Source organism: Variovorax atrisoli 110B, from assembly GCF_000382045.1.
GTDB classification, from domain to species: Bacteria; Pseudomonadota; Gammaproteobacteria; order Burkholderiales; family Burkholderiaceae_C; genus Variovorax; species Variovorax atrisoli.
Genome location: NZ_KB907452.1, coordinates 409,740 through 428,691, shown reverse-complemented (window position 1 = coordinate 428,691; position 18,952 = coordinate 409,740). Strand labels below are relative to the sequence as shown.

The 18,952-nt window shown below is 67.4% G+C and carries 15 protein-coding genes; 11 read left to right on the top strand and 4 right to left on the bottom strand.

Annotated elements, in window-relative coordinates; all coding sequences use genetic code 11:
- Nucleotides 1–16: 16 nt before the first annotated feature.
- Nucleotides 17–1,618 (bottom strand): phospholipase D family protein, encoded by a 1,602-nt coding sequence (locus tag G369_RS0113065; protein ID WP_038114673.1) that lies wholly within the window; start codon nucleotides 1,616–1,618, stop codon nucleotides 17–19.
- Nucleotides 1,619–1,796: 178 nt separating this feature from the next.
- Here G369_RS0113065 and G369_RS0113060 point away from each other — a divergent pair, with 178 nt between their 5' ends.
- From G369_RS0113060 to G369_RS0113045, 4 genes are all read left to right on the top strand, one after another.
- A complete protein-coding gene (locus G369_RS0113060; RefSeq protein WP_019654452.1) occupies nucleotides 1,797–3,911 on the top strand; it encodes a TonB-dependent siderophore receptor in 2,115 nt (704 codons plus the stop codon).
- Between the two features lie 29 nt (nucleotides 3,912–3,940).
- Nucleotides 3,941–5,143 (top strand): PepSY-associated TM helix domain-containing protein, encoded by a 1,203-nt coding sequence (locus tag G369_RS0113055; protein ID WP_019654451.1) that lies wholly within the window; start codon nucleotides 3,941–3,943, stop codon nucleotides 5,141–5,143.
- On the top strand, nucleotides 5,140–5,349 hold the full coding sequence (locus G369_RS0113050; RefSeq protein WP_019654450.1) for a hypothetical protein: 210 nt from the start codon (nucleotides 5,140–5,142) through the stop codon (nucleotides 5,347–5,349). Before G369_RS0113055 ends, G369_RS0113050 begins: the two co-directional genes overlap by 4 nt.
- Before the next feature lie 63 nt (nucleotides 5,350–5,412).
- Nucleotides 5,413–7,575: a TonB-dependent receptor domain-containing protein gene (locus tag G369_RS0113045; protein WP_019654449.1), complete on the top strand. Its 2,163-nt coding sequence runs from the start codon at nucleotides 5,413–5,415 to the stop codon at nucleotides 7,573–7,575.
- Between the two features lie 24 nt (nucleotides 7,576–7,599).
- Here the strand turns inward: G369_RS0113045 and metK are convergent, their stop codons facing one another.
- Complete coding sequence (gene metK / locus G369_RS0113040; RefSeq protein ID WP_019654448.1) at nucleotides 7,600–8,784, bottom strand: methionine adenosyltransferase; 1,185 nt, start codon at nucleotides 8,782–8,784, stop codon at nucleotides 7,600–7,602.
- Nucleotides 8,785–9,004: 220 nt separating this feature from the next.
- On the opposite strand from metK, the gene G369_RS0113035 reads away from it, so the two are divergent.
- Together G369_RS0113035 and G369_RS0113030 are read left to right on the top strand one after the other, a co-directional pair.
- Complete coding sequence (locus tag G369_RS0113035; RefSeq protein WP_019654447.1) at nucleotides 9,005–9,895, top strand: lysophospholipid acyltransferase family protein; 891 nt, start codon at nucleotides 9,005–9,007, stop codon at nucleotides 9,893–9,895.
- On the top strand, nucleotides 9,892–10,776 hold the full coding sequence (locus G369_RS0113030) for an LpxL/LpxP family acyltransferase (protein WP_019654446.1): 885 nt from the start codon (nucleotides 9,892–9,894) through the stop codon (nucleotides 10,774–10,776). Before G369_RS0113035 ends, G369_RS0113030 begins: the two co-directional genes overlap by 4 nt.
- Nucleotides 10,777–10,895: 119 nt before the next feature.
- Here G369_RS0113030 and G369_RS0113025 read toward each other — a convergent pair whose 3' ends face one another.
- Nucleotides 10,896–11,807, bottom strand: coding sequence for an alpha/beta fold hydrolase (locus G369_RS0113025; protein WP_019654445.1), 912 nt, complete (start codon nucleotides 11,805–11,807; stop codon nucleotides 10,896–10,898).
- Nucleotides 11,808–11,896: 89 nt separating this feature from the next.
- The gene (gene yihA / locus G369_RS0113020; RefSeq protein WP_019654444.1) at nucleotides 11,897–12,646 is read right to left on the bottom strand and encodes a ribosome biogenesis GTP-binding protein YihA/YsxC; all 750 of its coding nucleotides are present in this window, start codon (nucleotides 12,644–12,646) and stop codon (nucleotides 11,897–11,899) included.
- Nucleotides 12,647–12,718: 72 nt separating this feature from the next.
- Here yihA and G369_RS0113015 point away from each other — a divergent pair, with 72 nt between their 5' ends.
- The 5 genes from G369_RS0113015 to msrQ all read left to right on the top strand — a co-directional run bounded on the left by G369_RS0113015 (nucleotide 12,719) and on the right by msrQ (nucleotide 18,946).
- Nucleotides 12,719–13,393 carry a c-type cytochrome gene (locus G369_RS0113015; protein ID WP_019654443.1) on the top strand — a complete coding sequence of 225 codons (675 nt, stop codon included), beginning with the start codon at nucleotides 12,719–12,721 and terminating at the stop codon, nucleotides 13,391–13,393.
- Nucleotides 13,394–13,519: 126 nt separating this feature from the next.
- On the top strand, nucleotides 13,520–15,685 hold the full coding sequence (locus G369_RS0113010) for a cytochrome c biogenesis protein ResB (RefSeq protein WP_019654442.1): 2,166 nt from the start codon (nucleotides 13,520–13,522) through the stop codon (nucleotides 15,683–15,685).
- 14 nt (nucleotides 15,686–15,699) lie between these two features.
- Nucleotides 15,700–17,016, top strand: a complete 1,317-nt coding sequence (ccsB, locus tag G369_RS0113005) for a c-type cytochrome biogenesis protein CcsB (RefSeq protein ID WP_019654441.1) — start codon at nucleotides 15,700–15,702, stop codon at nucleotides 17,014–17,016.
- A gap of 118 nt (nucleotides 17,017–17,134) precedes the next feature.
- Nucleotides 17,135–18,163: a protein-methionine-sulfoxide reductase catalytic subunit MsrP gene (gene msrP, locus G369_RS0113000; protein WP_019654440.1), complete on the top strand. Its 1,029-nt coding sequence runs from the start codon at nucleotides 17,135–17,137 to the stop codon at nucleotides 18,161–18,163.
- A gap of 138 nt (nucleotides 18,164–18,301) precedes the next feature.
- Complete coding sequence (msrQ, locus tag G369_RS0112995; RefSeq protein WP_019654439.1) at nucleotides 18,302–18,946, top strand: protein-methionine-sulfoxide reductase heme-binding subunit MsrQ; 645 nt, start codon at nucleotides 18,302–18,304, stop codon at nucleotides 18,944–18,946.
- Nucleotides 18,947–18,952 lie beyond the last annotated feature (6 nt).

Genomic DNA, 18,952 nt, shown 5'->3' with positions numbered 1-18,952 from the left:
CCGATCCGCAGCGGGTCTAGAGCTGGTCGGTCGGCACGAACCAGGAGAACAGCAGCAGCTGCAGCCGCGTCAGCATGCTCGAGTCGGGTTCGCTGTCGAGCACTTCGTTGTTGACGTCGCCGGTGCCGACCCACTGCACATTCTGGCCGTCGGGCTTGAGCGTGACGCGGTAGACGCCCTCGATGTCGTCGAGCTGGTAGGCATAGAGCAGCGCCTGCGTCAGGTCGAAGCTGCGCACGCGCACGCCGAACTCGGTGTTCAGCCGGGCGGAGCGCGGGTCGAGATTCATGGAGCCGAGCAGCACCCACTGCCTGTCGACCAGCGCCAGCTTGGCGTGCAGCCGCCCGCGCGCTTTCTTGAGCAGCGTGCGGAACTGGTCGCTGCGCTTGAGCTGCTGCGTGCTCACCTCGTACAGGTTCACGCCCAGCTTGAGCATGTCGACGCGGTAGCGGTTGTAGTTGATGTTGACCAGCGGCTCGTCGCTGTCGGCCAGCGAGTTGGTGATGACGGTGATGCTCACGCCAAGCTCGCGGCCCATGCGGATGCGCTCCATGCCCTCGTCGCCCGGAATGAAGTAGGGCGAGATCACCACCACGCTCGAACGGGCCGTGGCCAGCGTCTCGTGGAAGCGCTGCGCCAGCGGCTCGACGGGTTGGGCCATCACGCCCAGCGCCTTGTTGGGGCTGTCGGCGGAGGCGTGCGCTTCGGCGCGCATCCACTTCGCTTCGTCGATGTCGGCGAGCTGCACGCCCAGCGGCGGGTCGCCGAGCACGTCTGAGACGGGCAGCGGGTCTGGTGCCGGGGCGTGGGCGGGGGAGGTGGCTTCCTCGAAATCTTCCTTCAGCGCCCGCGGTGTGCGGCTGGTGCCGGCCACCCGCTGCAGGGGGTAGACCACGTCGCTGTTCCAGTAGGTGTCGAAGATGGCGGCCGATTCGGGCACCACGGGGCCCGCAAGGAGCAGCTCGAAATCGATGAAATTCGCGCTGTCGCTGCGCAGGAAGTACTCGTCGGCAAGGTTGCGTCCGCCCGCGATGGCCATGGCGCCGTCGGCCACGAACAGCTTGTTGTGCATGCGGTGGTTGAGCCGGCGGAAGTCGGAGAAGAACTCCAACCAGCGCCCGGAGGAGTGGTCGCGGGCGTTCACGAAGGGGTTGAAGAGCCGGATCTCGGCGTTGGGCTCGGCGGCCAGGCCGAGCAGCAGGCGGTCCATGCCGGCCGTGTAGAAGTCGTCGAGCAGCAGCCGCACGCGTACGCCGCGGCGGGCGGCGTTGCGCATCTCGCGCAGCAGCAGGCGGCCGGTCTTGTCGTTGCCGAGCTGGTAGGTCTGGATGTCGAGCGACGACCTGGCGCGCCGCATCAGCTCCAGCCGCGCGTCGAGTGCGAAGGAGGCCTCGATCAGCGGCCGCATGCTGTTCAGGCCGTCGGGCGGGTTGTTGAGGCTGAGGGCCGCGCGGCCCAGTTCGGTGGAAGGCGAGGCCGGAATGGCCAGCGTGGGCGCCTCTGGCGTGCGCGGCGGCAGGCCGGCGCAGCCGGTGAGCGCGGCGGCCACCACGAGCGCCATCAGCCGCAGAGCCGGACCGCGAAATGCGGGAAACAGAAGGGCGATGAGCTTGAGCATGAAGGCTGCCAACGCACGGGAAGCGTGCGGGCGGCATGGTAGCCGCTTCGCCTTCGCGCAGAAGACGCAATTTCGCAACGCAACGCCCTTCGCTCAGGGCGGTGATTCGGGGAAGCGGAAATATGTCACGCCTAAAATGCGAATCGTTCTTATTAATTTATAGAGGAGTAGAGCGGAAATGAAGAGGTTGGTGGCGCGGCGCAAGGTCGCATCGGTGCTGGCGGGATGCCTGGCTGTCTATACACAACACCAGGCGCTGGCCCAGGCGACTAACGAGGCCTCGCTGCCTGAAGTGCGGGTCGATGCCGGGGCCGAGACGGCGACCACGCCGGTGATCGGCTACCGCGCGAAGAACGCCGTCACCGCCACCAAGACCGACACGCCGCTCGCGGAAACGCCGCAGTCCGTCACCGTGGTGACCCGGGACCAGATGGTCGACCAGGGCGCGACCAACCTGCAGGATGCGCTCACCTACGCCGCCGGCGTGCGCTCGGACGCCTACGGCATCGATTCGCGCTCCGACAGCTTCCTGGTCCGCGGCAGCGACGCGACCATCTACCTCGACGGACTGCAGACCTATTCCTCCGGCTGGTACACCTCGACCGCACGGCCCGACCCCTACACCCTGGAGCGCCTGGAAGTGCTGCGCGGGCCCGCGGGCATGCTCTTCGGAGCGGGCAATGCGGGTGGCGTGGTCAACATGGTCAGCAAGCGGCCCCAGCAGGAGACCTACCGCGAAGTGGGGGTGCAGCTCGGCTCCTTCGGCCGCAAGCAGGTGCAGGCCGACCTGACCGGTGCGCTGACGGCGGATGGCGACTGGTCCTACCGGCTCATCGCGCTGCACCGCAAGTCAGATACCCAGGTCGACTACGTGCCGGACGACCGCTCGCTCATCATGCCATCGCTCACCTGGCGGCCCAGCGCCGCGACGTCGCTGACGCTGCAGGCCCTGTGGCAGAAGGACAAGACCGGCAGCACCTCGCAGTTCTTCCCCTGGAAGGGCACGATCCTGCCGAACATCAACGGCCCGCTGCCTTCGAGCCGCTTCATCGGCGAGCCCGGCGACGGCTACGACACCGAGCGCAAGACCTTCGGCTGGCTGTTCGAGCACAAGTTCGACGACCGCTGGACCTTCCGGCAGAACTTCCGCGCGTCGCGCACCTTCAACGACTCGCACTACCACTACGCAGATTCCTTCTCCGACCCCGGCGGCTGGTCGCTGGATCCGCTGGGCCAGCGCCTGCTGGGCCGTTACAACGGAAAGTCGCTGGCCTGGACCAGCATGACCGGCATCGACAACCACGTCGAAGGCCACTTCGATACGGGCTCGGTGCGCCACACGCTGCTCGTGGGCGCGGAGTACTCCCGCCAGCGCCAGGACAAGACCGAAGGCTCCGCCTACAGTGCCATCGACGCCTATGCGCCGGTCTACGGCATCGGCTACGTGCCGGTCACCGAACTGATGCGCAAGCCCCGCACCACGCAGCGCAACGCCGGCATCTACGTGCAGGACCAGATGAAGTGGAACAACTGGATATTCGTGGCCGGTCTGCGCCATGACCGCAGCACCGCCGGCACGGCGGGCAGTGCCTCGGAGACCACGAGCGCCACGTCGCGCCGCCTCGGCGCGATGTACATGCTGCCCTCCGGCTGGTCGCCATATCTCAGCTACACGGAATCCTTCACTCCGCAGGGCGGCACCGATCTGAACGGCAGGCTGTTCAAGCCACTGCGCGGCGAACAGGTCGAGGCCGGCGTCAAGTACCAGCCGCAGGGCTCGCCGACGAGCTTCACCGCCTCGGCCTTCTCGCTCAAGGAGAAGAACCGCATCGTCTCCGACAGCACCAACCCGAACTACGGCCGCCAGGTCGACGCAACGAAGAACAAGGGCGTCGAACTCGAGCTCAAGACCACCCTGGCGCGCGACTTCGACCTCATCGCCAACTACACCTACATCGACGTCGACCACAAGCTCATCGACACGCCGCGCAACCAGGTCTCGGTGTGGGGCAAGTACCGCTTCTCGATCGCGGGCGTGCCCGGCTTCTCCGCCGGCGCCGGCGTGCGCTACATGAGCGGCTTCCGCGACGTGGAAGGCGCAGGCGCGGGGCCCTACGTGCCGTCGGTCGCACTGCTCGACCTGATGCTCGCCTACGAGTCGGCCAAGTGGCGCTACGCCCTGAACATCAACAACGCGACCGACAAGACCTACTTCAGCACCTGCCTCGCGCGTGGCGACTGCTGGTACGGCGCGCGCCGCAACATCGTCGCCAGCGCGACCTACCGCTTCTAGAAACCTTCCCTCGATAGAGCAGCCACGACATGAACAGCCGAAAGATCAAGACCTGGGCCTGGGTGCACAAGTGGAGCAGCCTCGTGTGCACGGTGTTCATGCTGCTGCTGTGCCTCACCGGCCTGCCGCTGATCTTCCATCACGAGATCGGCCACCTGCTGGGCACCGAGGTCGAGGCGCCGAAGATGCCCGCGGGCACGCCGCACATCAGCCTCGACCGCGTGCTCGAAGTCGCGAAGGCCAGGCACCCCGACCGCGTGGTGCAGTTCGCCTCGCAGCCCGAGGACGACGACGGCTTGTGGTTCGTCACCCTCACGCCCACGCCGGCGCCCACGGACGACTTCAAGTCGGTCGCGGTCGATGCGCGCACGGGTGCCGTGCTCGCACAGCCGAAGTTCGACGAAGGCTTCATGTACGTGATGTTCAAGCTGCACGTCGACCTCTTCGCGGGTCTGCCGGGCAAGCTCTTCCTCGGCTTCATGGGCCTGCTGCTGCTGGTGGCCGTCGTCTCGGGCGTGGTGCTCTATTCGCCCTTCATGCGCAAGCTCGACTTCGGCACGGTGCGGCGCGAGAAGCGTCCGCGCCTGAAGTGGCTCGACCTGCACAACCTGCTGGGCATCGTCACGCTGGTGTGGGTGTTCGTGGTGGGCGCCACCGGCATGATCAACACGTGGGCCGACCTGGTCATCAAGTACTGGCAGTACGACCAGCTCAGCGCGCTGCTCGCGCCCTACAAGGACGAGCCCGTCGTGGCGGTGAACGAGCGCGCCTCGGTGCAGCGTTCGATGGAGGCCGCGATGGAGCGTGCGCCGGGCATGAAGCTGTCGTTCATCGCCTTCCCGGGCACCTCGTTCTCCAGCCCGCACCACACGACCTTCTTCCTGCGCGGCAACGAGCCCTTCACGTCCAAGCTGCTGCAGCCCGTGCTGGTCGACGCCAAGACGGCGGAAGTGACCGCCTCGCCCAAGCTGCCCTGGTACCTGTGGGCGCTGCTGGTGTCGCAGCCGCTGCACTTCGGCGACTACGGCGGCATGCCGATGCAGATCATCTGGGCGCTGCTCGACATCGCGACCATCATCGTGCTGGGCAGCGGTCTCTATCTCTGGCTCAAGCGGGGCAACACGGTGCCTTCGGCCTCGAGGAAGGCGAAGGAGCATGAGGAGCGACAGCCGCCCGAGCCCGTCGGCGTCGCGCAACCCGAGCCGGCCGCGGCATTGAAGGGCCAGGCATGAAGCAGCAGCATCACCATGGCTTCTGGCACATGTGGGGCTGGCCCGTCGTGCTGGGCGTGCTCACGACCTTCGGACTGATCTCGGCGCTCTTCAGCGACGGCGGCCTCGGCGACATCCTGGCCTGGATAGCGCTGGGCGTCCCGTGCGTGGTGTGCGTCTGGTACGGCTGGTGCAGGCGGCCGTCAGACAAGGCAGGCGAGTCCTAGTTTTCCCTGAGAGTCGCGCCACTGCGACACGCTCGGCCGGCGCGGCAAAGCAGAATCGGCGCGATGAAGAATCTCGCGCCCGTCGCATTCACCGCCGCCGGCTTTCTCCTCCTGATCGCTGCGCCGCCGGCCGCACGGGCGCAGCAGGGTCGGCCCCCGACCGACCTGGGCTCGGACAGCAGCACCGGTGCGAGCCTTCGCGAGATCACCGTGACCGTGCCCCGCGGCGAGGTGGCTCCCTTCAACGTGCCCGGCTCGGTCGACCGCGTCGACGGCAACGAGATGCGCGACAGCCGTTTGCAGGTGAACCTCTCCGAAGGCCTCGGCGCGGTACCGGGGCTGCAGGTGCAGAACCGGCTGAACTACGCGCAGGACCTGCAGCTTTCCATCCGCGGCTTCGGTGCTCGCTCGACCTTCGGCGTGCGCGGCGTGCGCCTCTATGTCGACGGCATTCCCGCGACCCTGCCCGACGGGCAGGGCCAGACCTCCAACATCGACATCGGCTCGCTGGACCGCGTGGAGGTGCTGCGCGGACCGTTCTCCGCGCTCTACGGCAACTCCTCCGGCGGCGTGGTGCAGGCCTTCACCGCCTCGGGCGAGGGGCCGCCGCGCCTGTCGTATTCGCTCGCGGGCGGCAGCTTCGGCACCTGGCGGCAGTCGCTGCAGCTCAGCGGCTCCCAGGGCGCGGTGGACTACCTGCTCGACGCGAGCCGCTTCCACACCGACGGCTGGCGCGAGCACAGCGCCGCGAAGCGCGACATCGCCAACGGCAAGCTCGGCATCGCGCTGGACAACGGCGACAGGCTCACGCTGGTGTTCAACAGCGTGCGCATCGACGCGCAGGACCCGCTGGGCCTCACCGCCGACCAGTACGCACTTGCGCCGCGCAACGCGCCGCTGGCCACGCAGTACGACACCCGCAAGACGGTCGAGCAGACGCAGGCCGGCCTGCTCTACGAACATCGCATCGACGCCACGCAGGGCCTGCGGCTCATGGTCTACGGCGGACAGCGCAAGACCGTGCAGTTCCAGTCGATCCCGCCGTCGGCGCAGCAGAACCCCTTGCACGCGGGCGGCGTGATCGACCTCTCACGCCAGTACGGCGGCATCGACCTGCGCTGGAACGCCGCGCTCACGCTGGCCGGCCGGCCCTTCGACATCGTGGCCGGCCTGGGCTACGACAGCCTGCGCGAGAAGCGCCGGGGCTACGAGAACTACCTGGGGCCGGTGTCGGCGCCGCTGCTCGGCGTGCAAGGTCGGCTGCGGCGCAACGAGCTCAACGAGGCCTGGAACCTCGATCCCTACGCGCAGGCCACCTGGCGGCTCACCGATCGCTGGACGCTCGAAGCCGGCGTGCGCCGCAGCAGCGTGCACTTCGATTCGCAGGACCGCTACATCGTCGGCACGAATCGCGACGACAGCGGCAGCGCGCGCTACAGCAAGACCCTGCCGGTGGCCTCGCTGCGCTATCAGGCGACGCAGGACCTCGCGCTCTACGGCTCGATCGGCCGCGGCTTCGAGACGCCGACGCTGAACGAGCTTTCGTACCGGGCCAACGGTGCGAGCGGCCTCAACTTCGCGCTGCGGCCCTCGGTGAACGACAGCATCGAGATCGGCGCCAAGGCGCGGCTCGCGGGCGGCCTGCTCACGGCCGCGTTGTTCCAGACCCGCACGCGCGACGAGATCGTGACCGACACCAACGTCGGCGGCCGCGCGACCTTCCAGAACGCCGGACGCACCAGGCGCAATGGCTTCGAGCTTGGCTGGCAGCACGAGACCGCGAACCACTGGCGCACGCAGCTCGCCTACACATGGCTGGATGCCACCTACCGCGACGCCTTCTGCTCGCCATCTCCCTGCGCGGCGGCCAACACCGTGGCGGCGGGCAACCGCATTCCGGGCATCGCGCGGCAGTCGCTCTTCGCGTCGCTGGGCTGGGTGCCGCCCGAAGGCTGGCGCGCCGGCATCGAGATGCGCGCGCTCGGCCGCATCCAGGCCAACGACGCCAACACCGCGAGCGCGCCGGGCTATGCCGTCGCGGCGGTGTATGCGGGCTATCTGAAGAAGTGGGAGCGCTGGGAGTTCAACGCCTTTGCGCGCGTCGACAACCTGTTCGACCGGCGCTACGTGGGCTCGGTGATCGTCAACGAAGGCAATGCGCGCTATTACGAGCCTGCGCCTGGCCGCAACTGGACGGTGGGACTGAGCGGTGCCTACCGCTTCTGACGCCCCACCATCCTTTTCTCTTGCTTACTTGAGGCCGGCGGCTGCGCGCAGCGCGGCAGCCTGGGTGGTCGCTTCCCAGGTGAACTCGGGCTCCTCGCGGCCGAAGTGGCCGTAGGCGGCGGTCTTCTGGTAGATCGGGCGCAGCAGGTCGAGCATCTGGATGATGCCCTTCGGGCGCAGGTCGAAGTGCTCGCGCACCAGTTCCGCGATCTTCTCGTCGGGAATGACGCCGGTGCCTTCGGTGTAGACCGTGATGTTCATCGGCTGTGCCACGCCGATGGCGTATGCCACCTGGATCTGGCACTGGCGCGCCAGGCCGGCGGCCACGATGTTCTTGGCGACGTAGCGTGCGGCGTAGGCGGCCGAGCGGTCGACTTTCGACGGGTCCTTGCCCGAGAACGCGCCGCCGCCGTGCGGGCAGGCGCCGCCGTAGGTGTCGACGATGATCTTGCGGCCGGTGAGGCCGCAGTCGCCCTGCGGGCCGCCGATGACGAAGCGGCCGGTCGGGTTGATCAGGTAGCGCGTGTCCTTGAGCCACTCCTTGGGCAGCACGGGCTTGATGATCTCCTCGATGATGGCTTCGTTGAACGAGGCCTTCATCTTGGTGGGCGTCTCGCTCTGGTCGGGGCTGTGCTGGGTGGAGAGCACCACGGTGTCGATGCTGTGGGGCTTGCCGTCCACGTAGCGCATCGTGACCTGGCTCTTGGCGTCGGGGCGCAGGAAGGGCAGTCGGCCGTCCTTGCGCAGCTGGGCCTGGCGCTCGACGAGGCGGTGCGCGTAGTAGATGGGCGCGGGCATCAGCTCGGGCGTTTCGTCGCAGGCGTAGCCGAACATCAGGCCCTGGTCGCCGGCGCCGGTGTTCAGGTGGTCGTCGCTGGCGTGGTCGACGCCCTGGGCGATGTCGTTGGACTGCTTGTCGTAGCAGACCATCACGGCGCAGCCCTTGTAGTCGATGCCGTACTCGGTGTTGTCGTAGCCGATGCGCTTGATGGTGTCGCGCGCGACCTGGATGTAGTCGACGTGCGCGTTGGTGGTGATTTCGCCCGCCAGCACCACGAGGCCGGTGTTGGTCAGCGTCTCGGCTGCCACGCGGCTGCGGGGGTCCTGCTCGAAGATCGCGTCGAGGATGGCGTCCGAGATCTGGTCGGCGACCTTGTCAGGATGGCCTTCGGAGACGGATTCGGACGTGAAGAGGAAGTCGTTCGCCATTTGTTCAAAACTCCTTGATTTGACTTGGCGCGTTGCCAACTCTGCGGAGCTCTGGCGAACGCTTTAGCAGATGCCGATTTCTCGGCCCGGCACAATCGCACTGCTGCGCTTGTGTTTGTCGCCCTGCAAGTTGTTCCGTAACTCGGCGACAATTTGCATTCTATTCGAGCCGCGCAATACCATGCGCGCGCGTCCGTGTTTTGACTCCCTCCCGTATTCGATGATCACCCTGTTCCGCCTGCTTGCCCGCGTGCCGATGCCGCTGATGCATCGGCTCGGCGCATTGCTGGGCTGGCTGGTCTGGTGGAGCGCGCCCGGCTACCGCCGCCGCTTCAGGGCCAACGCCGAGAGCGCGGGCTTCGGCCCCGAGCAATACCGTCCCGCCATCGCCGCAGCCGGCAAGATGGCGTCCGAGCTGCCCTGGCTCTGGCTGCGGCCTCAAGGGGAAACCGTGCTGCATCGCGTGGTGCGCTGGGAGGGCGTGGAAGCCTTCGAGGCGGCCATGCAGGCGAAGAAGGGCGTGATCCTGGTCGCGCCGCATCTCGGCAGCTGGGAGATGTGCGGCCAGGCCATCGGCGAGCGTTTTCTGTCGACCTACGGGCCGATCACCGCGCTCTTTCGCCCTGCGCGCAAGAAGTGGATGGCCGAGCTGATCGCAGCCGGTTCGCGCGACAGGCCCGGCCTGCAGACCCTGCCCACCAACAACACTGGCGTGCGCGGCCTGATCCGCACGCTGCGCAGCGGCGGCTACACCGGCATCCTGCCCGACCAGGTCCCGCCGCTCGGCCAGGGCGTGTGGGCCCCCTTCCTGGGCCGTCCGGCCTACACCATGACCCTGCTTCCCCGCCTCGCGCAACAGACCGGCGCAGCCTGCTTCCTCAGCGTGTGCGAACGCCTGCCGAATGCGGCCGGCTACGTGATCCGCTTCGATCCCATCGTCGGCACGGCGCTGACCGACCCGACCGCTCCCATCGAGGAGGCGGCCGCCGCCATGAACGACGCGATCGGCCGGCTGATCCGCAGCCTGCCGGGGCAGTACGTCTGGGACTACGCCCGCTACAAGGAGCCGCGCGCCGAGCGCGTGGTCGCCGCTGCCGGGGAGACCGCATGAGCCTCGGTTCCCGACTCGGCATCGGCTTCATGCGCGCGATCGCGCCGCTGCCGCTGCCGCTGGTGCGCGGCTTCGGCGCGTTCCTCGGCCGCATCCTGCACGTCGTCGCGGTGCCGCGGCGGCGCGTGGTCGACACCAACCTGGCGGTCTGCTTCCCCGAGAAGTCGCAAGCCGAGCGCCGTGCGATCGCGAAGGAAACCTTCGTCTACGTGGCGCAGTCGTGGCTGGACCGCGGCTGGCTCTGGCATGCGCCCGAGAAGACGGTGGCGAGCCGGCTCAGGATCGTCGGCGCAGCCTCGGAGATCAGCGAGATCGCCCACGGTGAGGAGCCAATGATCCTCTTCGCGCCGCACTTCTACGGCCTCGACGCGGCCGCCACCGCGCTCACGATGCACACGGCGCGTCCCTCGGCCACCATCTACACGACCCAGCGCGACCCGATGATCGACGCCTGGATCCGCGAGGGCCGCACGCGCTTCGGCGACGTGGCGGCGCTCAACCGGGTGGACGGCATCAAGCCGGTGCTGCAGGGCCTGCGCAAGGGCGGCCTGCTGTACCTGCTGCCCGACATGGACTTCGGCCGCGACCAGACCATCTTCGTGCCGTTCTACGGCGTGCAGGCGGCCACGGTGCCGTCGCTGTCGCGCTTCGCGCGGCTGGGCAAGGCCAAGGTGGTGCCGGTGGTGTCGAAGCTCACGCGCGACGGCTACGAGATCGAGATCCTGCCGACCTGGCGGAACTTTCCGACGGACGACGTCGAGGCCGACACGGCGCTCATGAACGAGCGGCTGCAGGGCTACATCGACACGATGCCCGCGCAGTACTACTGGGTGCACCGCCGCTTCAAGACGCGGCCCGAGGGCGAGCCGCCGATCTATTGAGGGCCGCAGGAGCCGGGCAGCCGGATGCAGGGTTCGCCAAGGTTTCGCAAAGGCCTAGAAAGAAGGTCCAGAAGGTCCGAAAAGGCGGACCTGGTTCTTTCGGCGGCCTTTGCCTTCGGTCAAGCCCGATTCAGGAAGCCCTCGATCTCGCGCGCGACCAGCTGCGGCTGCTCGTGCACGATCCAGTGGGTCGCATTCGGCACCTTCCTGACCTCGAGCCTGGGTACGTATTCGTCGAGCCCTTCGAGCAGGCCGGGCAGCAGCGCGGCGTCATCGAGTGCCCAGAACACGAAGGTCGGCACTTCCACCACGAGTCGCTCGCGCGGCAGCACGGGAATGCCGTCGACGGTCTGGCCGGGCAGGGGCGGCTTCATCGGCGTCACGCGGTAGAGGTTGCAGGCGCCCGTGAGGCCCGCGCTCCAGACCTCGCGGTACTGCTGCTTCACTTCCTCGGTGAGCCAGCCGTGGCCGTCGGGGCCGGCCTTCATCAGCAGGAAGAAGGGCCACATGCGCTTGAAGTCGTCGGCCGCGAGCAGCGCCTCGGCGTCGGGGCGCGCAAGGAAGTTCATGTACGCGCTCGCCTGCTGCTGCGCGGGGTTGTTGCGCAGCTCGCGGGTGAAGGTGCCCGGGTGCGGCGAATTGATGATGACCAGCTTGCCGACCTGCTGCGGGAAGGCGTTGGCGTAGCCCCAGCCGAAGGCGCCGCCCCAGTCGTGGGCGACCAGCGCGGCCATGGTGCCGTCGGCGCTCTCGGTGGCGGCGAGCTGCTGGATGTCCTGGATCAGAAGATGCGGCTTGTAGGCAGCCACGTCGGTGGGCGAGCTCGACTTCTCGAAGCCGCGAAGGTTGGGCGCCACGCAGCGGTAGCCGCCATGGGCGGGGTCGGAGAAGTATTCGAGCAGCTCGTCCCAGATGAAGGCGGCCTCCGGGAACCCGTGGAGGAACACCATCAGCGGCCGGCCCGGCTGGCCGGCGGCGCGGCAGCTCAGTGTGGTGCCGTTGGGCAGGCTGCGTTGGAATGTCTCGATCATGCTTCTTGTCTCCTTCGGGTTGACTGTCGTCGCTATTGTTTTGATAGTGACCTGCGCAGATGGGACAGACGGTGCAGCCTGCCGGATCGTCAGGCGCCTTCCGCTGGCGGCGGCGGCTTGGGTGCGGCCGCCGGCGCCTCGGCGTCCTCTGGATGGACCCAGCGCCACAGCAGTTCCGCCGCCTCGCCCACGCCTTGCTTCTTGAGGGCCGAGAACAGTTTCACCTCGCCGCCGCCGGCCTGCAGTCGCGTAATGGACAGCACCTTGGCGCCCTCGCTGCGGGTGAGCTTGTCGGCCTTGGTGAGCAGCACGAGGAACTTCAGGCCCTGCTCCACGCGCGGGCGGATCACGTCGAGCAGGATCTCGTCGAGCTCGGTCAGGCCGTGGCGCGGATCGCACATGAGCACCACGCCGCGCAGGTTCTCGCGCGTCATGAGGTAGTTGCCCATCACGCGCTGCCAGCGCAGCTTGGCCTCGCGCGGCACGGCGGCGTAGCCGTAGCCGGGCAGGTCGGCGAGCACCGCGTCATCGACCTTCTGCTTGCCGATGCCGAACAGGTTGATGTGCTGCGTGCGGCCCGGCGTCTTGGAGGCGAAGGCCAGGCGGGTCTGCTGCGTCAGGGTGTTGATGGCGGTCGACTTGCCCGCGTTGGAGCGTCCGACGAAGGCGATCTCGGGTAGGCCGAGCGGGGGCAGATGTTCGAGCTGGGGGGCGCTGGTGAGGAAGTGGGCGGTGTGGAGCCAGCCCAGCGCCATGCGCTCGCGTTCGGCGACCCGGGGGTCTGCGGCAGCTGCCGCGCGGGGAGGATAGGCAGCGGGCTTGGCGCGCGGGGAGGGCATCTACGGACTTTCGAAACAGGGCCCACATTGTAGAATCGTGAGGTTTTGCGCCATAAATTCGAAGCCCCCGATATGAAGTTGTTTGCCAATATTGTGCTTGCGGCCCTCGTGGGCATCGCATCCAGCGTGAGTTTTGCGGCCGATGAACACGCGGCCGCTCCTGCCGCCCCGGCAGCCGCCAAGCCGGCCAAGCCGGACCCCGCCAAGGGGGATGCGCTCTTCAACGCAACGCCGGCAAACAGCCAGAGCTGCGCCTCGTGCCACAACGCCGACGGCAACTCCGCCATCGCGGCCAACCCCAAGCTGGCGCAGCAGCATCCCGAATACATCCTCAAGCAGCTGCAGGACTTCAAGTCCGGCGCCCGCAAGAGCGCGATCATGAAGCCGCTGGCCTCGGCGCTGTCCGACGAAGACATGCGCAACATCGCCTGGTTCGTCGGCTCGAAGAAGGTCAAGCCGGGCTTCTCGAAGGACAAGGACACCATCGCGCTGGGCGAGAAGATCTACCGCGGCGGCATCGGCGATCGCCAGATCCCGGCCTGCGCCGGCTGCCACAGCCCCAACGGCGCCGGCATTCCGGCCCAGTATCCGCGCCTTGGCGGCCAGAACGCCGACTACACCGTGGCGCAGCTCACCGCCTTCCGCGACAACGTCCGCCTGAACAGCCTGCCCATGACCGGCGTCGCAGCCAAGCTCAACGACAGGGAAATCAAGGCTGTTGCCGACTACATTGCCGGTTTGCGTTGATGATGGCGCTCCCTGGAGCGTGACCAGCCGCCGATAACAACCCCAAACAAAGGGCGGGCCGATCCAGCAGGATGGCCCGCCCTTTTGTTTTCAGCCCTCTCTTCCTTCTTCTTCCAGCTTCGCCCGATGTCGTCCGTCTCCACCCATGGCCTTCGCGTTCATCGCGGACCGCAGATGCTTCGCGCCGCGGTGGAGCTGCTGTCGTCGATGCGCTTCGCGATCGCGCTGCTCACCATCATCTGCATCGCGTCGATCATCGGCACGGTGCTCAAGCAGCACGAGCCGATCAACAACTACATCAACCAGTTCGGCCCGTTCTGGGCCGAGCTCTTCCGCGCCGCGCGGCTCGACTCGATCTACAGCGCCTGGTGGTTCCTGCTGATCCTGCTGTTCCTGGTGATCAGCACCACGCTGTGCATCGTGCGCAACACGCCGCGCATCATGGTCGACCTGAAGACGCTCAAGGAAGACATCCGCGTGCAGAGCCTGAAGGCCTTCGGCCATCGCGCGGAGAACAGCCTGGGCGAGACGCCCGAGGCCGCGGCCAACCGCATCGGCCAGCTGCTGGTGAGCGGGGGCTGGAAGGTCAAGCTGCAGCGGCGCGAGGCCGGCGCCGACGGCAAGAGCGCCGGAGGCTGGATGGTCGCGGCGCGCGCGGGCGGCGCCCACAAGCTGGGCTACATCGCGGCCCACAGCGCCATCGTGCTGGTGTGCATCGGCGGCCTGTTCGACGGCGACCTGGTGGTGCGCGCGCAGACCTGGTTCAACGGCAAGAGCGTGTTCACCGGCGGCGGCATGATCGCCGACGTGCCGCCCCAGCACCGCCTGTCGGCCAGCAATCCGACCTTCCGCGGCAACATCCTCGTGCCCGAGGGCGGGCAGGGCAGCGTCGCCATCCTGAACCAGTCCGACGGCGTGCTGCTGCAGGAGCTGCCGTTTTCCATCGAGCTGAAGAAGTTCATCGTCGACTACTACTCGACCGGCATGCCCAAGCTATTCGCGAGCGAAGTGGTGCTGCACGATCGCGAGACCGGCGAGCAGGTGCCCGCGCGCATCGAGGTCAACCATCCGGCCAGCTACAAGGGCGTGGAGATCTACCAGTCGAGCTTCGACGACGGCGGCTCGAAAGTGAAGCTCAAGGCGGTGCCGATGGCTGCCGCGGCCAAGCCCTTCGAGGTGGAAGGCGTCATCGGCGGGCCCAGCACCGAGATCACCAACGGCAAGGACAAGCTCACGCTCGAGTACGCCGCGTTGCGCGTGATCAACGTCGAGAACTTCGCCGACGCCAACGCCATGGGCAGCGGCGCCGACGTACGCAAGGTCGACCTGCGCCACGACATCGAGTCGCGCCTGGGCGCTGCCAACAAGACCAACAAGCCGAAGGTGCTGCGCAACATCGGCCCGAGCATCGGCTACAAGCTGCGCGACGCTTCGGGCCAGGCCCGCGAGTACCAGAACTACATGGTGCCGGTCGACACAGGCGACGGCCAGCCGGTGTTCCTGCTGGGCATGCGCGAGAAGCCCGACGAGCCCTTCCGCTACCTGCGCGTGCCGGCCGACGAGCAGGGCTCCATGGACGGCTTCGTGCGCATGCGCGCGGCGCTCGCCGATCCGGCCACGCGCGAGCGCGCCGTCGAGCGCTACATCGCCAAGGCCACCGATCCCAAGCGCCCCGAGATGGCGGAGCAGCTGCGCGTGTCCGCCACGCGCGCACTGGCCCTGTTCGCCGGCAGCGAGCGCGCCAAGGCCGACGCCACCACCGCGGGCGGCTGGCAGGCCATTGCCGAGTTCATGGAGGCCAACGTGCCCGAGGCCGAGCGCGAGCGCGCCGGCGGGGTGCTGGTGCGCATCCTCAACGACGTGCTGTTCGAGGTGCTCAACCTGAGCCGCGAGGGTGCCGGACTCGCCGCGCTGCCCAACGACGAGAAATCGCAGGCCTACCTGACGCAGGCCGTGCTTGCCATCAGCGACGCGCACTTCTACCCGGCGCCGGTCGCGATGATGATGACCGACTTCACCCAGGTGCAGGCCAGTGTGTTCCAGGTGGCGCGCGCCCCCGGTAAGAACATCGTCTACCTGGGGTGCCTGTTGCTGATCGTCGGCATTTTTGCCATGCTGTACGTGCGCGAGCGCCGCCTGTGGGTGTGGCTGGCGCCCGGCGGCACGGCTGCCGGAGGCGAAGCATCCGCGACGACGGCAGCCACGATGGCTTTCTCGGTGAATCGCAAGACCATCGACAGCGACCGCGAATTCGAGCATCTCAAACGCAAGCTGCTCGCCCTGAACGCATAAGACCACGAGACGACATGAACACCACGACCCTCACGCTCAATGAAAGCTGGCTCTCGCGCCGCAACCTGTTCGACTGGGTGTTCGCGGCGCTGGTGGTGGCCGGCGGGCTCTTCGCCTTCACGCGCTACGCGGGCTCGATGGATTACTACGAGAAGCCGATCCTCGCCGCGGCGGTGATCGCGACCATCGCCATCGGCTGGTTCTGGCGGCCGCTGCGGGTTCTCGCGATCGTGGTGGCTGCGGCTTCGCTGCTGGCCATCGCGTCTTATCAGGGCGACCTGGCGCGCGCCGACACGGTGTTCTGGCTCAAGTACTTCCTCTCGAGCCAGTCGGCCATCCTCTGGATGAGCGTGCTGTTCTTCATGAGCACGCTGTTCTACTGGCTCGGCTTCTTCGGCGGCAGGCAGTCGGACACCTTCGACGCGATCGGCTCGCGCCTGGCGTGGGCGGCGGTGACGATGGCGCTGATCGGCACCATGGTGCGCTGGTACGAGAGCCATCAGCTCGGCCCGGACATCGGCCACATCCCGGTGAGCAACCTGTACGAGGTGTTCGTGCTGTTCTGCTGGCTGACGGCGGCCTTCTACCTTTACTTCGAGGAGCGTTACGGCACGCGTGCGCTCGGCGCCTTCGTGATGCTGGTGGTCAGCGCCGCTGTGGGCTTTCTGCTCTGGTACACGATCGTGCGCGAGGCGCACGAGATCCAGCCGCTGGTGCCGGCGCTGCAGAGCTGGTGGATGAAGCTGCACGTGCCGGCCAACTTCATCGGCTACGGCACCTTCGCGCTCGCGGCCATGGTCGCTTTCGCCTACCTCATCAAGGAGCAGGCCGACGAGAAGCGCTGGTACAAGCTCACGCCGATCTGGCTGCTGGGCGTGGCGCTGTGCTTCGTGCCGGTGGCGTTCCGCCAGCGCGTGCAGGAGGCCGGCGGCAGCTACTGGGTGATCTATGCAGGCATTTCCGCGCTGATCGCCGCGGGCATCCTGCTGGGGCGCAAGCGCATCGCCGCGCGCCTGCCGGCCAACGACGTGCTCGACGACGTCATGTACAAGTCGATCACCGTCGGCTTCGCTTTCTTCACCATCGCCACCGTGCTGGGCGCCCTGTGGGCGGCCGACGCCTGGGGCGGCTACTGGAGCTGGGACCCGAAGGAGACCTGGGCGCTGATCGTCTGGCTCAACTACGCGGCCTGGCTGCACATGCGGCTCGTCAAGGGCCTGCGCGGCACCGTGGCGGCCTGGTGGGCGCTGGGCGGGCTCGCGGTCACGACTTTCGCCTTCCTGGGCGTGAACATGTTCCTGAGCGGGTTGCACAGCTACGGCACCCTGTGAGTGCAGGCCTGCGGCCTTTCGCGAAGAATTATTGAAACCACGCGCCGCGGCGGCGCGTAACCGAATCGGGGTTGGCCACGAACTACCCTGAGAACAACGATTCCGCGAAAGGCCCGTCATGTCGTTCCATTCCCGTCCCTTCCGTCGCACCGTCAACAACAGCGGCGACAACGGTTTCATCCATCCGCTGTCCAGCGAAATCACGCCCCGGGAGGTCTACGAAGGCCGCCGCGACATGCTCAAGCTGATGGCCGGCGGTGCAGCGGGAGCCGCGCTGGCGGCATTTGCCTCGCGCGAAGCCCTGGCGCAGGTCGAGCGCCCCAACAAGCTCGCACCGCTGCCGGGCGCGAAATCGACGGTGCCCGGTGCCATCTCGATGGAGAAGGTCACCGACTACAAGGACGCCTCCACCTACAACAACTTCTACGAGTTCGGCACCGACAAGGCCGATCCGGCCAAGAACGCCGGCACGCTGAAGACGCGGCCCTGGACCGTGGAGGTGGAAGGGCTGGTCAAGAAACCGGGCAAGTACGGCATCGAGGACCTGCTCAAGCTCAGCGCCCAGGAGGAGCGCATCTATCGGCTGCGCTGCGTCGAGGGCTGGTCGATGGTCATCCCGTGGGTGGGTTACTCGCTCGCCGAGCTCATCAAGAAGGTCGAGCCGCAGGGCAACGCCAAGTTCGTCGAGTTCGTGACCCTGGCCGACCCCAAGACCATGCCCTTCGTGGGCTCGCGCGTGCTCGACTGGCCCTACACCGAGGGCCTGCGCATGGACGAGGCGATGCATCCACTCACCCTGCTGGCCTTCGGCATGTACGGCGAGGTGCTGCCCAACCAGAACGGCGCGCCGGTGCGGCTGGTGGTGCCGTGGAAGTACGGCTTCAAGTCGGCCAAGTCGATCGTGAAGATTCGCTTCGTCGAGAAGGAGCCCAGCACCGCCTGGAACAAGGCCGCGGCCAACGAATACGGCTTCTATTCGAACGTGAACCCGAACGTCGACCATCCGCGCTGGAGCCAGGCCACCGAACGCCGCATCGGCGACGGCGGCGGGCTGTTCGCCAAGCGGCGCAAGACGGAGATGTTCAACGGCTACGAAGCGCAGGTCGGCCAGCTCTATGCGGGCATGGACCTCAAGAAGAACTACTGAAATGGGGCTCGCCCCCGGGCTGCGCGCACTTGGTGTCGCGCGCGCCTTCCCTCTGCCGGGGGCAACACCTGCGGGCCGGCAGAGCCGGGTCCGCGGTGTTCTCGACGGTGCGACGTCTCTTCTTTCATGGAGTGTCTTGTGAACAAGCTGCTCATGCATCCGGCGACCAAGCCGATCGTCTTCCTGCTGTGCCTGCTGCCTTTCGCGCGGCTGGCCTATGGCGCGTTCACGGACGGGCTGGGCGCCAACCCTGCGGAGTTCCTGATCCGCGCCACCGGCGACTGGACACTGCGCTTCATCTGCATCGTGCTGGCGGTGACGCCGCTGCGCGTGATGAGCAAGTGGAACGCGCTCGCGCGCTACCGTCGCATGCTGGGCCTGTTCGCGTACTTCTACGTGGTCCTGCACCTGCTGTGCTACGCCTGGTTCGACATGGGCTTCGAGTGGGCCGACATCGCGAAGGACATCGCCAAGCGGCCGTTCATCCTGGTGGGCTTCTCGGCCTTCGTGCTGCTGACGCCGCTGGCGGCCACGTCGTTCAACCGCGCGATCAAGGCGATGGGTGCGAAGCGCTGGCAGATGCTGCACAAGCTGGTCTACCTGATCGCAGGGCTCGGCCTGCTGCACTTCTTCTGGATGCGCGCGGGCAAGAACAACTTCGCGGAAGTGTTCGTCTACGCCGCGATCATCGCGGTGCTGCTCGCGTGGCGCGTATGGAACTACTTCGCGAACAAGCGCGGGAAGGCGAAGCCGGCGTCTGCGGGCGCGGTGCGCACCGGCTGACGCCGG